Source organism: Pararoseomonas sp. SCSIO 73927, assembly GCF_037040815.1.
Classification (GTDB): Bacteria; Pseudomonadota; Alphaproteobacteria; order Acetobacterales; family Acetobacteraceae; genus Roseomonas.
In genome coordinates this window covers 1,876,803-1,889,364 of record NZ_CP146232.1, presented here as the reverse complement: position 1 = coordinate 1,889,364, position 12,562 = coordinate 1,876,803, and the positions used below count along the sequence as shown (strand labels likewise).

At 75.3% G+C, this 12,562-nt stretch carries 10 protein-coding genes; 1 reads left to right on the top strand and 9 read right to left on the bottom strand.

Features of this window, described 5'->3' with window-relative positions:
• Positions 1 to 74 precede the first annotated feature (74 nt).
• Both VQH23_RS08990 and VQH23_RS08985 read right to left on the bottom strand, forming a co-directional pair.
• Positions 75 to 581, bottom strand: coding sequence for a lipocalin-like domain-containing protein (locus tag VQH23_RS08990; protein ID WP_338665295.1), 507 nt, complete (start codon positions 579 to 581; stop codon positions 75 to 77).
• 14 nt (positions 582 to 595) lie between these two features.
• Positions 596 to 1,429: an SDR family oxidoreductase gene (locus tag VQH23_RS08985; RefSeq protein WP_338665294.1), complete on the bottom strand. Its 834-nt coding sequence runs from the start codon at positions 1,427 to 1,429 to the stop codon at positions 596 to 598.
• Between the two features lie 96 nt (positions 1,430 to 1,525).
• Between VQH23_RS08985 and VQH23_RS08980 the strand changes: the two genes are divergently transcribed.
• Positions 1,526 to 2,434: a LysR family transcriptional regulator gene (locus tag VQH23_RS08980; protein ID WP_338665293.1), complete on the top strand. Its 909-nt coding sequence runs from the start codon at positions 1,526 to 1,528 to the stop codon at positions 2,432 to 2,434.
• A gap of 181 nt (positions 2,435 to 2,615) precedes the next feature.
• On the opposite strand, the gene VQH23_RS08975 is transcribed toward VQH23_RS08980, so the two are convergent.
• From VQH23_RS08975 to VQH23_RS08945, 7 genes are all read right to left on the bottom strand, one after another.
• Positions 2,616 to 3,194 (bottom strand): hypothetical protein, encoded by a 579-nt coding sequence (locus VQH23_RS08975; RefSeq protein ID WP_338665292.1) that lies wholly within the window; start codon positions 3,192 to 3,194, stop codon positions 2,616 to 2,618.
• A complete protein-coding gene (locus VQH23_RS08970) occupies positions 3,194 to 4,360 on the bottom strand; it encodes a VWA domain-containing protein (protein WP_338665291.1) in 1,167 nt (388 codons plus the stop codon). Before VQH23_RS08970 ends, VQH23_RS08975 begins: the two co-directional genes overlap by 1 nt.
• Entirely contained in the window at positions 4,357 to 6,720 is a 2,364-nt protein-coding gene (locus VQH23_RS08965) for a DUF5682 family protein (protein ID WP_338665290.1), read from the bottom strand. The genes VQH23_RS08970 and VQH23_RS08965 overlap by 4 nt, the downstream gene beginning before the upstream one ends.
• A 10-nt stretch (positions 6,721 to 6,730) precedes the next feature.
• On the bottom strand, positions 6,731 to 7,831 hold the full coding sequence (locus VQH23_RS08960) for an AAA family ATPase (protein ID WP_338665289.1): 1,101 nt from the start codon (positions 7,829 to 7,831) through the stop codon (positions 6,731 to 6,733).
• A 3-nt stretch (positions 7,832 to 7,834) separates the two neighbouring features.
• Complete coding sequence (locus tag VQH23_RS08955; RefSeq protein ID WP_338665288.1) at positions 7,835 to 9,436, bottom strand: DUF5691 domain-containing protein; 1,602 nt, start codon at positions 9,434 to 9,436, stop codon at positions 7,835 to 7,837.
• Positions 9,433 to 10,800 (bottom strand): SWIM zinc finger family protein, encoded by a 1,368-nt coding sequence (locus tag VQH23_RS08950; RefSeq protein WP_338665287.1) that lies wholly within the window; start codon positions 10,798 to 10,800, stop codon positions 9,433 to 9,435. The genes VQH23_RS08955 and VQH23_RS08950 overlap by 4 nt, the downstream gene beginning before the upstream one ends.
• A 138-nt stretch (positions 10,801 to 10,938) precedes the next feature.
• Complete coding sequence (locus VQH23_RS08945) at positions 10,939 to 12,537, bottom strand: ABC transporter substrate-binding protein (protein ID WP_338665286.1); 1,599 nt, start codon at positions 12,535 to 12,537, stop codon at positions 10,939 to 10,941.
• Between the last annotated feature and the right edge of the window lie 25 nt (positions 12,538 to 12,562).

The following is a 12,562-nucleotide window of genomic DNA, read 5'->3' as shown; positions in this document are numbered from 1 at the left end:
CGCCGTGATCGACGCGCTGCGCCGGACCGGGGATGCCTCCGCCCCGGGACGGATCCGGGCGGGGAACCTCTCCGTCACTCCCGCCGGACGCGCTCCCAGAGGATGCGGATCATGGTTCCCTCCGGCCGCCGGAAGACCTCCGTCATCCGGTCTCCCGCCACATCGAACCGCAGCTGCTCCCGGGTCCTGACGCCTCCGACCCAGTTCGGGAAGGTCGAGCCCTCGACCCGGTTGCCGCTGAAGTCGCCGTTCCCGTCCACGGTGTAGCGGCCGAAGAAGCCGATGCTGCCGGCCATGGCGGCCCGGTTCTCCTCGGCCGTGCCCTGCCCGCGCACGTCGGAGGCGAAGCGGGGGACGCGCGGGTCGGTCAGCACCTCGACGAAGGTGAGCTCCGGCGTGAACACGAGCCAGCCATGGGGATCGGGGCCGTAGGCGGGCGTGTTCGCGCCCTCGGGGTCGATCTGCGCCGAGACCATGCGCCAGGTGCCGACGAGCTTGTTGGGCGCGGCGGGCTGGGCGCCGGCCGTCACCGGGAGGATCGCGAGGGCGCCCGCCAGGCAGGCGAGGAGACGGCGTTGCATGGGCGATGGCTCCTTCAGGCCGCGTCCGGCCGATCGGCGGAGAAGGCGACGTCCCGCTGGGCGTGGAGGGAATCCAGCCGCTGCCGGAGCGCCGCGCCGACGCTCTCATAGGCCGTGCTGCCGAGGGTGAGGCGCAGGGCGGGCCGTGCCTCGTCCGCGGCGGCGATGATGGCGCGCACCGTGCGCTCCGCGTCGCCCTTGATGGCGAAGCCGTCGCCGAGGATGGCCCTGCGGATCTCGCCGGCCGGCGTCCGCTCATAGGCCTCCATCGGCTCGGCGCGGTCGAGCGCCGCCCCGAAGCCGGTCGCCGTCGGGCCGGGCTCGGCGATGACGAAGTCGATCCCGAAGGGGGCGACCTCCTGCGCCACGGCCTCGACGAAGCCCTCGATGCCCCACTTGGTGGCGTGATAGAGGCCGAAGCCGGGATAGGCGATCTGCCCGCCCTCCGAGGAGACCTGGACGATCCGCCCGCCGCCCTGCCGGCGCAGCGGCGGGATGGCCGCCCGGATCAGCTGGATGGAGCCCGTCAGGTTCGTGGCGATCTGCCGGTCGATCTGCGCGTCCGAGAGCTCCTCGGCCGCGCCGAACAGGCCGTAGCCCGCGTTGCTCACCACGACGTCGATCCGGCCGCAGCGCTGCACGGCCTCGTCCACCGCCCGGCGGATGCTCGCGGCGTCCATCATGTCGAGGCGGATGGCCAGGAGGGCCTCGCCGTAGCGGCCCTCGAGGTCGGCCAAGGCCTCGGTCCGCCGCACGGCGCCGACGACGCGGTCGCCCCGCGCCAGCAGCTCCTCCGCCATCACCTTCCCGAGCCCCGACGAGGCGCCGGTCACGAACCACGTCTTCATGCCACCGATCCCTTCTGTTGCCGGTCCCAGGTGGCATCGTGGCGGCGGCGCGATAATCTCTCCAATCCCGGATGTGGACGTGAGGAGGGTTCACCAGTGCCGCGGCCGACGCTGAACGATCTCGCCGCCTTCTCCGCCGTCGCCGGCCAGAGGAGCTTCCGCAAGGCCGCCGATCAGCTCGGCGTCTCCCGCTCGGCCCTCAGCCACGCGCTGAACGGGCTGGAGCTGCGCCTCGGCGTCCGCCTCCTCCATCGGACCACCCGCAGCGTCTCGCCCACCGAGGCGGGGGCGCGCCTCCTCGAGCGGCTCGATCCCGTGCTGCGCGACCTCGACGCCGCGCTCGACGGGCTGACGGAGACGGGCGCGGCGCCCGCCGGCCCGCTCCGGATCAACGCGAACCGGAGCGGCGCGCGCTGGCTGCTGCGCCGCGTGGTCCCGGCCTTCCGGGCGCGCTACCCGGGCGTGGAGCTCGACCTCGTCTCCGAGGGGCGCCTGGTCGACATCGTCGAGGGCGGCTTCGACGCGGGCGTGCGCCTCGCGGAGGCGGTGCCGCGGGACATGATCGCGGTACCCGTCGCCGGCGAGGTCCGCTTCGTCGCGGTCGCCTCCCCCGCCTACCTGGCGGGCCGGCCGCCCCTGACGGTGCCGGACGACCTGGAGCGGCACGACTGCATCCGCCAGCGCCTGCCCAGCGGGAAGCGGTACCGGTGGGAGTTCAGCCGGCACGGGACGAGCATCGCCGTGGACGCGCCCGGCGCGCTGACGCTCGACGACAACGACCTCATGGTGCAGGCGGCGGCGGACGGGCTGGGCATCGCCTACGTGCCGGAACCCTTCGCGCGGGAGGTGCTGCGCGCCGGAGGGCTCGTGACGGTGCTCGACGAGTGGTGCCCGCCGGGGCCGGGACTGATGCTCTACTACCCCGGGCGGCGCCACGTGCCCGCCGCGCTGAAGGCCTTCATCGGCGTGCTGAGGGAAGCCAATCGCGACGCGGCGGAGGGGTGACGCAGGCGGCCCAGAGGTGGTCCTGGTCCCGCAGAAAGGGGTGGTCCTGGCACGTCAGGCAGGCGGCCATCGCCTCGCCCTCTACCTCGGGCTGCAGGGCGGCCCGGCGGGTCTCCGCGGCGGCGGGACCGCCCGCCAGGAGCAGCACGGGCGCCGCGGCGAGCGCGAGGCGGGGCGAACCCTACCATTCCAACCGCTCCGCCGCGCGCGCCGCCCCTTCCGGACCCAGGAACCGGCCCAGCCGCGCGAGGAGCTCGGCGCGCCAGGCGGGCCTCGGCTCGAAACTCTCATCCAGGAGATCCTCTCCCGCCTCCTCGTGCAGCGCGCCGAAGGTGCCGAGCGCGGCGATGGCGGCGAGGATGCCGGGGAAGAGCGGCGCGGGGTTCCAGGCGCCCTCGCCATGGCGGGCGTGCAGCACCGCCCCGCCCTCGCGGTCGAGGATGAAGGGGTCGCCACCCTGCTCCGCGACGACGAGCCAGTGGTCCGGCCAGTCCGGCAGGCGCCGGCCGTCCCGGCCATTCCAGCGATAGCCCTCCTGCAGGGCCCAGAGGGCAGAGAGCGAGGGAATGCGGATCTCGTTGCCGTAATGCGGGATCAGGAGCGCGCCCGCCTCACCCATGGGCCCGACCTCGGCGTAGAGGCGGGCGAGTTCGGGTGGCAGGGCGCCCTCCCCGTTCCAGTCCGAGGCGGGCTGCGGGCGGAGCGCGCCAAAGCGCGACAGCAGCGCGCAAACCTCGTCGGGCGTCGTGGGAGCAGGCATCACGCGGGATCGCCCCCGGCCGCCGGCACGGCCGCGATGCCGGACGCCGCCGCCCAGGCATTCAGGTCCGTCTTGCGGATCGCCGCCGCCATCATGTCCGGGAACAGGTCCGGCGTGCAGGCGAAGGCGGGCACGCCGAGGGCGGCCAGGCGCGCGGCGAGGCCGCGGTCGTAGGACGGCGCGCCCTCGTCGGAGAGGGCCAGCAGCGCCACCACCTGCACGCCCGCGCCGACGAGGCGCTGCGCCCGGGTAAGCAGCCCCGCCTCCACCCCGCCCTCGTAGAGGTCAGAGATCAGCACCAGCACCGTGTCCTCCGGCCGGGTGATGCGGGATTCGCAGTACCCCACCGCGCGGTTGATGTCCGTGCCGCCGCCGAGCTGCACGGAGAACAGCACCTCCACGGGGTCGTCCATCTCGTCGGTCAGGTCCACCACCTCCGTGTCGAAGACCACGAGGCGGGTGGAGACGGCGGGCAGCGAGGCCATCACCGCGCCGAAGATGCTGGAATAAACGACGGAGTTCGCCATCGACCCGGACTGGTCAATGCAGAGGATCACGTCCTTCAGGCTGCCGCGGCTGCGGCGCCCGTGGCCGATCCGCGTCTCCGGGATGATCGTGCGGTACTCCGCCTGGTAGTGGCGGAGGTTGGCGCGGATGGTGCGGTTCCAGTCGATCTCCGCGTGGCGCGGGCGGCGGTTGATCGTGGCGCGGTCGATCGCCCCCTTCACCGCCTGCCGCATCGGCTCCTCCAGCTTCTGCAGCAGCGCCTCCACCACCTTGCGCACCACCAGCCGCGCCGTCTCCTTCGTGCGGCCGCCGAGCAGGCCGCGCATGGAGATGAGGGTGGAGACGAGGGAGACGTCCGGCACCACCGCCTCCAGCATCTCCGGCTCGGACAGCATGCGCTTCAGGTCCAGCCGCTCGAAGGCGTCGCGCTGCATCACCTGCACGACCGATGCCGGGAAGTAGTCGCGGATGTCGCCGAGCCAGCGCGGCACGGAGGGCGCGGAGGCACCGAGCCCGCCCTTGCGGTCGGAATCGTAGAGGGCGCCCAGCGCGCCATCCATCCGGCGGTCGGCCTCGGCGAGGGAGAACCCCGTGCCGTCCGCGGCGCCGCCGCCGAGCACCAGGCGCCAGCGGCGCAGGCGCTCCTCCTCCGCACTCATGGCGCGTCCTCCGTGGCTGCGGGCACGGTCCTGGGCGCGGGCCCGAAAAGGAGCTCGAGGATGGGCATCACCTTCGCCGCGCGCGCCGCGTCGAAGACGTGGCCGGGCGGCGCGTCGATCGCGGCGGGGCCGCCGGGGCGGCGCAGCGCCTCGCCGATCATCCGGCGCTCCCCGGCCGCGATCGTCGCGAAGGTGCGGCGCACCAGGGGCAGCAGCTCGACGAAGACGCCCTCCTCCAGCCCGCCCAGCCACTCGTCCACCACGGCCAGCAACCCCTGGCCGTGCAGCAGCGCCGTGCCGCTGCTCTCCAGGAAGCCCTCGATCCAGGCCGCTCCGGCAGGGGCGCCGGCGGCGGGGGAAAGGGCGCGGCGGAGCCGGCCGCCCGCCTCCTCCACGGGAATCGCGCCGTCGTCGAAGAGCAGGCGCACGGCGCGGCCGACGAGGCGGCCATGCACGTGCTCCTGGTCCGCCAGCGTGCGCAGCGCCTCCGTCCAGGGCGCCTTCAGCGCCGCGTCCTCCAGCAGCGCCACGGCGGAGGAGACGCCGACGACGCGCCTCGTCGCTGCCGCCGCCGCGTCGTCGTCCAGGCTCTGGCAGGCCGCCACCAGCCCGGCTGCCACGCGCGGCATCAGCCCGCGCAGCACCGCCAGCACCGGCGCCGTGTCCGAGGAGCGGACGGAGCCGTAGCGGGCCAGCTCCGCCAGCGGCGGCATCGCGTCCATCAGGTCGAAGACATCGGCCGAGACGGCGGCGCGGTCGTCGACGGCGCGGATCACCTCCGCGCCCGCATCGGCCAGGTCGGCGTCCAGCAGGGTGCCGATCAGCCCGGCCAGCTGCGCCACGCTTCCCGCCCCGCGCGCCTTCGCGCGCACGCGGCCCGCCGCCGCCTCCGCCACCGTGCCGCCATCGACGGAGGCCGCGACCAGCTCCACCACCCAGTCCGGCTGCCAGGAGAGGAACCAGCCCTCCTTGAAGGTGCCGCGCCCGCGCGCCTCCCGCCTTACACCCCAGGGAATGCCGATCAGCGCCAGGCGGTTGAGGAAGTGGCTGCGGGCGAGGTCCGTCTCCTTCCGCAGGTCCAGCACCAGTTCCCCGGCATCCCCGCCGGGCTTCAGGCGCAGGCGCTTGCACTGCGCGGCGAAATCCGCCTCCACGGGGGTGGAGGGGGCTTCCGGCGGCGTGGCGCCCAGGCGCTCCCCGATCGCCAGCTTGCGGCGGATCAGCGCCATCGGCGCCTCGTCCGCGAAGCACAGCGTGGCCCGCGCCGCCTCGTCCAGGTCCTCCAGGGATGGGCGCGCGCGGCCGCGGAAGCCGGCCAGCGCCTCGGCCAGCCGCGCCGCCTCGATCACTGAGGCGGGGGAGGCGTCCAGGTCCTCTGCCCGCAGCAGGGCGGCGGCGCGGGCCAGCCAGCGGGCGGCCACCCGGCCCTCGTGGTGCCACAGCGTGTCGTACCATTCCGGGGAGAGCACGCCGGCGCGGTAGCCGCTGGCCAGGGCCAGCCGCTCGTAGGACCAGGGCACCCAGCCGGCCGCGACCTTCACCTTCGGCAGGCCCTTCAGCATGGCGTTGTCCGCGGCCGCCTGCCCGCGCGCGTCGTGCCGGGCCAGGGCGGGGACGTGCCAGGCGCCGCAGACCACCGCGACCCGCGCGAAGCCCTCCTTCGCGGCGCGGCGGATGCCGGCGCGCATCGTCGCCTCGCGCGCCCTCTCGCGGAAATCGTCGTCGGGCCGCGCGTCGGCCGCCTCGCGCAGCGCGCCCATGGCCTCCGCGATGGCGGCGAAGACGTCGCCGTCCTCGCCCGCGCGGCTCTCCACCAGCGCGTCCCACCAGCGCTCGCCGTCCGGGTAGCCCGCGGCCCCGGCCAGCTCGCCGAAGGGGTCGCGCCGGATCGCCTCCGGCGTCGCCGCCGCCGGGGCCTCGCCAGGGCCGGAACCCGCCTCTGCAACCGGGGCGTTGCCCGCGTCGCCGTCCAGCGGGGGCGGTGGCTCCGCGGGCTCCTCCCCGCCATCCGGGGCGGCTTCCTCCGGCGCACCGAACCCGTCCGCCAGCTGCACGGCCTGCGGCAGGTCGATCAGACGCACCGGCACGGCGGCCGCCAGCGCATGGCGGATCGCCACCCATTCCGGCGAGAAATCCGCGAAGGGGAAGAAGGCGCAGTCGCGCGGCCGGTCCGGCCGATAGACGAAGAGCGCGACGGGCGGCGCCATCGCCGCGTGCGCCGCGAGCGGGAGGAGGTCCTCCGCGTCCGGCGGCCCCTCGATCAGCACGAGATCCGGTTGGTACGCCTCCAGCGCCGCGCGCAGGCTGCGCGCCGATCCCGGCCCGTGGTGGCGGATGCCGAAGAGGCGGATATCCGGCACCGGCGCGGGCTCAGGCGCTCTCGCGGGCGGCGCGGTAGAGGTCCTTCCACCCGTCCCGCTCCTTCACCACCGTCTCCAGGTATTCCCGCCACACGATCGCGTCCTGCACGGGGTCCTTCACCACGGCGCCCGCGATGCCGGAGACGAGGTCGCGCGCCGAGAGCCGGCCATCGCCGAAATGCGCGGCCAGCGCGAGCCCGTTGCCGACCACGCTGATCGCCTCCGCCGTGGAGAGGGTGCCGGAGGGCTGCTTCACCTTCGACTTGCCGTCCTCCGTCACGCCCATCCGAAGCTCGCGGAAGATCGTCACCACGCGGCGGATCTGCTCGGCGCCCGGCGGCTCCGCCGGGATCTCGAAGGCGCGGCCGAGAGCGGCCACGCGCGTCTCCACGATGGCGATCTCCGCCTCGATCGTGGCCGGCGGCGGCAGCACCACCGTGTTGAAGCGGCGCTTCAGCGCGCTGGACAGCTCGTTCACGCCGCGGTCGCGGTTGTTGGCGGTGGCGATGAGGTTGAAGCCGCGCGCGGCCGGGATCTCGTCGTTCAGCTCGGGGATCGGCAGCGTCTTCTCCGACAGCACGGTGATGAAGCTGTCCTGCGTCTCCGACGGGATGCGCGTCAGCTCCTCCACGCGCCCGATCCGCCCCTCCTGCATGGCGCGCATCACGGGGGAGGCGACCACCGCCTCCCGGCTCGGCCCCTTCGCCAGCAGCAGGGCGTAGTTCCAGCCGTAGCGGATCGCCTCCTCGCTCGTGCCCGCGGTGCCCTGCACGATCAGGCGGGAGTTGCCGGAGATGGCGGCGGCCAGATGCTCGCTCACCCAGCTCTTCGCGGTGCCGGGCACGCCCAGCAGCAGCAGCGCGCGGTCGGTGGCCAGCGTCGCCACCGCCACCTCCATCAGGCGGCGGTCGCCGATGTATTTCGGCGTGATCTCCGCGCCGCTCTCCAGCCGCCCGCCCATCAGGTAGGTCACCACGGCCTGGGGCGAGAGGTTCCAGTTCGGCGGGCGCGAGCGCGTGTCGGCGGCGCGCAGGGCCTCGAGCTCGGCGGCGAAGGCGTGCTCCGCGGCGGGGCGGATGGAGGAGGCCCCGTTCCCATCTGTCTGCGTCATGGCTCAGTCCCTCTCCCCTGTCCCGAATTCCCGGCGCATGGCCAGGCGCAGCGCCAGCACCTCGGCCAGGCCGGTCGCCTGGTTGCGCAGCTGCTGCTCCGTCTGATCGGCGCTCTCGGCCGGCAGGTCTTCCAGCAGGGCGGCGGCCGCGGCGGCGGTCCGCTCCGAGGGCGCGCAGGCCTGGCTGGACCGGCCGATCGCCCAGGACTTCACCAGCGCCTGCCGCCCCGCGCGCGTGGCCCGCAGGGTCGCGGAGAACCAGCGGATCAGCGCCTCGGAGAAGCCTTCCGAGAAGGCGTGCGGCGCGTTGCCGAGTAGCGTGATCACCGCCTCCGCCCCGCGCGTGCGGAACGACTCCTGCACCAGCCGCTCCCACTCCTCCGCCGGCAGCGCCGCGGCGGCGCGGGCCCAGAGGCCCGGCATCGGCTTCGGGTCCTTCACGTCGGGAAGGCGCCCGGCGGCGGCCTCGCCCAGCACGGCCGCCAGCTCGCGGGCCCAGGCATGGTCGTCCTCGCGCCGCATCGCCGCCATCAGCCCCTCCAGGATGGAGAGGGGGAAGTCGCTCCGCAGCGCCAGCTCGATCAGGAGGCGCGGCGGGTGCGCGGACAGGGCGCGCAGCGGGGCGGCGGCCAGGATATCGCGCAGCAGCCCGGCCCGGCGGCCGGTGTCGCGCTCCCAGCTCCTCGGCGCCACGCCGTCCCGCGCCAGCTCCGGCGATTCCTCGGGCAGGGCCACCGTCAGCGCGTGCTGCGTGCCGAGCAGGAAGCGCTTGCGGCTCTCCACCACCAGCGCCGCCGCCACTCGCGCCGCCATGCGGTCCGCGAAGCGCGAGCGCGGCAGCCGGGCCAGCAGGCGCTGCGCGGCGGACCGCACCCCCAGGGCACGGTCGTCGAGGCAGGCTTCCAGGAACGGCTCGTCGGAGTCATTCAGCCCGGCGCGCATCGCCTCCACAAGGTGCTGCCGCATCTCGGCCCTCTCGGCCTTGAACCCGGCCTGCAGGGCGGCGCGGGCGGCCTCCGGGTCGCGCCCGCGGAAGGCGGCGAAGGCCGCGCGGCGCTCGGCCGGGGTGCCCTCCGTCCAGTCCGCGGCCTCCCGGGCCCTTGGGGGCGGCGCCCCCGCCCCGGCCTCGACCTGGGCGAGCCAGTCGAGGCCGGCGCCGGCGACCGGGTGGACCAGCTCGGGCGCCTTCTCGCGCAGCGGGGCCAGGGCGGGCAGCAGCCAGGCCGGCGCGCTCACCCCCGCCGCGCCGGCCAGTGCGCACCACTCGCGCAGCCGCATCTCCGCCGAGGGCCCGCCGGAGAGCAGCAGCGCCAGCCGCGCGGCGGCGGCGGGCGGGCAGGCCCGGCCCTCCCTGGCCGCCCCGGGCGGGAAGGTGGTGAGGGCCTCGGCCGTCAGCCCCGCGCCGGCCAGGTGCCGCGCGCCCGCCACGGCCAGCCGCGCGAGCAGGGCGCCGCCGGGATTGCCCGCCAGGTCCGGGTCGAGCGCCAGGTCGGGCGCCGTGCCGTGCGGGGCGCCGGGGGCGGCCGGCGCCCGGTCGGCCCCCAGCAGCGCGGCGGCGAGGGCGGGGCCGAAGCCGTCGCCGGCCGTCATCGCGGCGCCGCTCATGCCGCGCGCGCCAGGATCGGCCGCGGATCCCCCGCCGGAAGGGTGTAGAGGTGCCCCTCCGCCACCATGGCCAGGGGCACCAGCCCGGTGCCGTCGTAGAGGCCGAACAGGTCCACGGGGCGCCCGGCCGAAACCGTCAGCAGGGCCGGCAGCTGCGGCCCGGCCCGTAGGGAGAGGCAACCGGTCGCGTCCCCGACGCCATAGGCGGTGCCCTCATCCGCCGCCAGCCGCCCGAAGCGCACCCCCGCGAGGCGCAGCGGCCAGCGCTCCGTCCAGGGGGCGCGCGCCAGGGCCTCCGCGAAGCCCTCCAGCGCCGCCGCCACCCCGGTCCCGCCGGGCAGGGAAGCGGGGGAGGAGGGCGCGGCCCGCCCCTCGCGGAACACCGCGCGCAGGGCCGGCTCGCCGGGGTAGAAGCCCAGCGCGCCGGTGAAGTCCTGGCCGGGCAGCGGCGCCGGCGGCAGGGGAGAGCCCGCCGCGCCGAAGTCGATCACCTGCGCCACCGCCCCGCCCCTTCGCCCGGCGAGCCAGACGGTGCGGGCGGTGAGCCCCCCCTCCTCCTCCAGCGTCTGGGCGAGCACGGCCCAGTCATCCGCCCGGTCCGGCCGCGCCGCCAGCTCCTCCGCCGCCACGGGGTAACCGATCGCGGCCCGGACCCCGGCCGCCGCCTCGGGGGAGAGGGCGTCCAGCCGCCGCGCGGCGCGGAGCAGCAGCCCCAGCCGCCCGATGCCGAGCGCGAGCGCCGCCTCCGGCCGGGGCGCCCCCGCCGCCGGTGCCGCCGCGGCCAGCCCCGGCAGCGCCCGGACCCGGCGCGCGAGGCCGGGCGCCTGGCCGTCCACCAGCCGGCCCGCCATGCGGTCCCAGAAGGCGTAGGGCTCGCTCCGCGCGGCGGCGAGGCCGCGCCGCATCAGGTCGCGCAGCCAGAGGTCCAGCTCGTCCAGCGCGTCCGAGACCCGCGCGGCGCGGGCCTGCTGGCGCCGGGCCTGGGCCCTCTCGTCCACCGGCTTCGGCGGCTCGGCGGCCCTTGTCTCCGCCCTGGCCGCGCGCGTCTCCCGCCCCTTGCCCCAGGCCGCGGCCCAATCCGGCGGCTCGCCCGCGGGCAGCGGCGCCGCGGCGTTCACGAGCATGAGGCCCAGCGCGTGCTTGCAGGGGAACTTCCGGCTCGGGCAGGTGCATTTGGAGGCGGGGCCGGCGAGGTCGCAGACCGTCCGGTAGGGGGCGGCGCCGCTGCCCTTGATCTCGCCCCAGATCAGTGTCCCGTCCCGGCCGGGGCCGCTCCAGGATGCCGCCTTCGCCTGGCCCTGGCCGGCCTTCCGGCTCGGCGCATCGGGGGCGAGCTCGAGGATTTGCTCCACGGTCAGGGTCATGCGCGGATCGAACGCCACCTCTCCGTCACCGGCGCCGTGATGGGGCAGGCCCGGAGAGGTGGCAACCCAACAAGGACGAGAGCGGCGGCGCGGCCGATCCGGCGATCCGCGCCGCGAAACAGGGGCCCAATATCCGGGTCAGCGCCCGCCGCGCTCGATGTTCCAGAGGACCGGGAAGCCGAAGTCGATCACGCCCTTCAGCTCCGCCCGCCACACGGCCGGGCTCGCGAACTGGCCGGCCAGCGGGAAGTTGGCCCCCTGGATGGAGAGGCGCTGCAGCTCGCCCGCGATTTCCCGCCGCCTCGCCGCGTCGCCCTCGGCCTCAAAGCGCTCGATCACCGGGGTCATCGCCGCGTCGCAGTAGCCCCAGGGCTGGTTGTTCGTGCAGTTGTAGCCGATGCCGGGGTTGCTCAGCGGGTTCGCCAAGTCGAAGCCCGTGTAGATCACGGGGATCAGGCTCCACCCGCCCTGGTCCAGCGGCTGGCGCTGGATCCAGCGCTGCGCGTGGGAGGACCAATCGGAGGTCTGGACGTCCAGGTTCATGCCGGCCTGCTTCAGCCGCTCGATCATCACGAGCCCGATGGGGTTGATCAGCGCGGAGTCCGCGGGCTGGAGGAAGACGACGCGCTCCCCCCTGTAGCCGGCCTGCCGCAGCAGTTCCCGCGCGCGGGCCACGCCCGTCTCCCGGATCGGCTCCGTGCCGGCCGGGCCGGAGTAGAAGGTGCCGCAGGCGTAGACGCTGAGGCAGTCCGGCTGGGAGAGGTTTTCCGGCACGCCCTCGGCCGCGATGATCTCGCGCCGGTCCAGGACCTGCTGCACGGCGCGGCGGACCAGCACGTTGTCGAAGGGCGGCTGGTGGTGGTTGATGCTGACCCCGCCGAGGATCTCGGCGTAGCCGCGGGCGCGGGCCAGCACCAGGTTCCGGTCGCGCTGCATGGTGCGGATGTAGTCGATCGGCGCGTACTCCAGGTAGTCCACCTCGCCGCGCTGGACCGCCGCGGCGCGCAGGCCGGGATCGCCCATGTTGACGAACTCGACCCGCTCCACCCTCGCCACCTTGCCGCCGGCCAGCCCGTCCGCGGGCTCGTTGCGCGGCCGGTAGCGCGGGTTGCGGGCGAAGACCGTCCGCTCGCCGGGGATCCACTGGTCGCGCAGGAACAGGAAGGGGCCGGAGCCCACCACCTCCGCCACGGGGGTCGTCGGCGGCGTGTTGGCGGCGAGGCGCGCGGGCATGATGAAGGGCACCTGCACGCTCGGCTTGCCCAGCGCCTCGATCACCAGGCCGAAGGGGCGGGCCAGCTCCAGCACGAAGGTCTTCGCGTCGGTGCTGCGCAGCTCCTTCGTCGCCGCCATCAGCCGGCGCCCGAGGGAGTCCCGCAGGCCCCAGCGCTTCAGCGAGGCGACGCAGTCCTCCGCCGTCACCGGCGCGCCGTCGCTGAACTCCAGCCCGTCGCGCAGGGTGAAGGTGTAGGTCAGCCCGTCCTCGCTGACCCTCCAGCCCTCCAGCATCTGCGGGCGGTACTCGCCCTTGCTGTCCATGGAGATCAGTGTGTCGAAGACCATGTAGGAGAAGGTGCGGGTGACGAAGGAGGGGCCCGCGATGGGGTCCAGCGTCTGCAGCCCGACATTCAGCACCAGCCGCAGCGGCCGCTCCTGCGCGACGGCCGGCGCCGCGAGCGGTGCCGCCGCGAGCAGGGCCGCCGCGACGGCGTTGCGTAGTCCCGTTCCGATTCCCATCGACGTCGTCCTTTTCCCAGAGACA